This is a genomic window from Frankia sp. CcWB2 (assembly GCF_977927585.1).
On record NZ_CDWRCM010000052.1, the window covers coordinates 3,474 to 5,503 of the forward strand.

Sequence of the window (2,030 nt, forward strand, 5' to 3'; positions counted from 1 at the left end):
GGTGACGCCGTGCCGGCCGTATCCCCACGGCATCGGAACGGATGCGCGTGCGAACGGGACTCCCGGCCGGCAGTGAGGTCGATTACCGACATCCCGGAGTCCTTCCACTGCCGCATCCCACAAGGTGCCACCAGGTAGCACCTTGTGGCACCGCTCGGATATCATACGTGTATGAGTGCACAGCCTGAGATCACCCAGCGTGACCTGCGCAGCAGGTCCAAGGAGATCATGGACGCGGTCCAGAGCGGCCAGGCGTTCACGGTCACTCGTGACGGACACCAGATCGGCGAACTGGTCCCCTTGCGGCGCCGCAGGCGGTTTGTGTCCCGCAGCGAGTTCGCGGCGATGTCCCGCAGCGCCCCCGACATCTTCCTGGACGCCTTCCGCGCCGACCAGGACGCCACGGCAGAGCAGGAAGCGGACGACCCGTATGGCCGGTGACCACGCGCAGGGGCTGCTCGACACGAACATCATGATCCTGCGCAGATGGGTGGATCCCGAGGAGCTGCCCGCCGAAATGGCGATCACCGCCGTCACGCTGGCGGAGCTGTCCGCGGGCCCGCACGAGGTGCGCCGGAACGAGGAGCAGAACGAGTACGACGAGCACGCCGAACGGGCCCGGCGGCTGGATGTGCTGCAGCGCGCGGAGAACGAGTTCGACGCGATCCCGTTCGACGCGGAAGCCGCCCGTATCTATGGCCGGGTCTGCGCTGCCGTGATCAGCGCCGGCCGCAAGCCCCGACGGCGCGTGGCCGACCTGATGATCGCCGCTATCGCGATCGCCGAGGACCTACCGCTGTACACCACCAACCCCGACGACTTCACAGGGCTGGACGATCTCCTCACCGTCGTCCCCGTCACCCGCTCCAAGACCCCCGGCGACCGGTAAGCGCTCAGGACTGTCGTCGGGTGGGCCCGGACAGGCCACATCCGGGTGGATCTCACCGGCCGGCTGGCCGTTGCCCCTTCGGCGGTGGGCGCTGGTAGTCGCTGGGCAGTTTGATGTGAAGGGTGACGCGGTCACTGTCCGAATGGAGACGTACGGTGAGCTGGGTGATCTCGAACAGTCGCCACTGAAGTTCCTCCGGGGCCTGGCCCAGATGACACACCTGCATCCGGCCGCTGGCTCAACGGGGATCATCGCCGAGGTCTCCCCCGTGCAACCAAGGCGGCGAGGGCCTTGCACCGCGGTACATCAGGAATGAATGTCACATAATCTGACATTACGGACGGCATGATTGATAACTTGAAGAAGCAGTCGATCAATTTGCTGTCATCGCTGCCGCTCGGAGGCACCTCGGCTGGTTACACAAAATAACCTATTAACTACTATCCGTGCCCCCAACGGGATTCGAACCCGTGCTACCGCCTTGAAAGGGCGACGTCCTGGGCCGCTAGACGATGGGGGCGCGGCGACGACCCTCAGCGAGGCTGCGCATCCGCCCAGCCGCGACGTCGATCGTCTGAAACACCGCAAGCATAGGGGATGGCCCGGTCGGACGACAAACCCTTCCCGGGCCATCCCGACCGCTCGGCATCCCCGTGGGAACGCTCCCCTGGCCGGCCAGCCGACCACCCGGCTGCCGCGTCACCGACCCTTCTCCAGGCGTGAACGGCCCGGCGGCGCCTCCTGCCCCGCGGGGCGGCCGGCCGCGGGCGCGATGGCGCGGCGCGGGTCGACCCATCGGTAGCGGGAACGGAAGAAGGCTCGGACCGGCCGCCCCCCGATCGCGATCGAGTGCTCGATCCGCGCCGGCCCGGCGGGATCGCCGCGACCATGGACCTCGGCGAGATCGAAACTCAGCGTGACCTCGTCGGCCCGGTCCCCGGGAGTGTCCGGATCATAGACACGGAGCGTGATCGACGTTCCGGCCTGGATATAGGCGTAAGCGAGCACCTGATGGTTCAGGCCGAGCAGCCGCGGATCGGAGGACCGCACCGTGATGATCCCGATCGGGGACAGCAACCCCTCGTCCAGATCGAGCCGGATCCGTGGCCACTCGTCCGCCAGGCTCGTCCGCGCGACCCCC

2 protein-coding genes, 1 tRNA gene and 1 pseudogene are annotated in these 2,030 nt (G+C 67.3%); 2 read left to right on the forward strand and 2 right to left on the reverse strand.

All coding sequences use genetic code 11. The features are described 5' to 3' along the window. Positions 1–171 precede the first annotated feature (171 nt). On the forward strand, positions 172–441 hold the full coding sequence (locus ACY45C_RS07930; RefSeq protein WP_462186982.1) for a type II toxin-antitoxin system Phd/YefM family antitoxin: 270 nt from the start codon (positions 172–174) through the stop codon (positions 439–441). Then, positions 431–889, forward strand: a complete 459-nt coding sequence (locus ACY45C_RS07935; protein ID WP_462186983.1) for a PIN domain-containing protein — start codon at positions 431–433, stop codon at positions 887–889. Before ACY45C_RS07930 ends, ACY45C_RS07935 begins: the two co-directional genes overlap by 11 nt. 447 nt (positions 890–1,336) lie before the next feature. Here ACY45C_RS07935 and ACY45C_RS07940 read toward each other — a convergent pair. Beyond that, positions 1,337–1,409, reverse strand: a tRNA-Glu gene (locus tag ACY45C_RS07940). Positions 1,410–1,588: 179 nt separating this feature from the next. Further along, positions 1,589–2,030: pseudogene (locus tag ACY45C_RS07945) on the reverse strand (hypothetical protein); the annotation flags it as partial.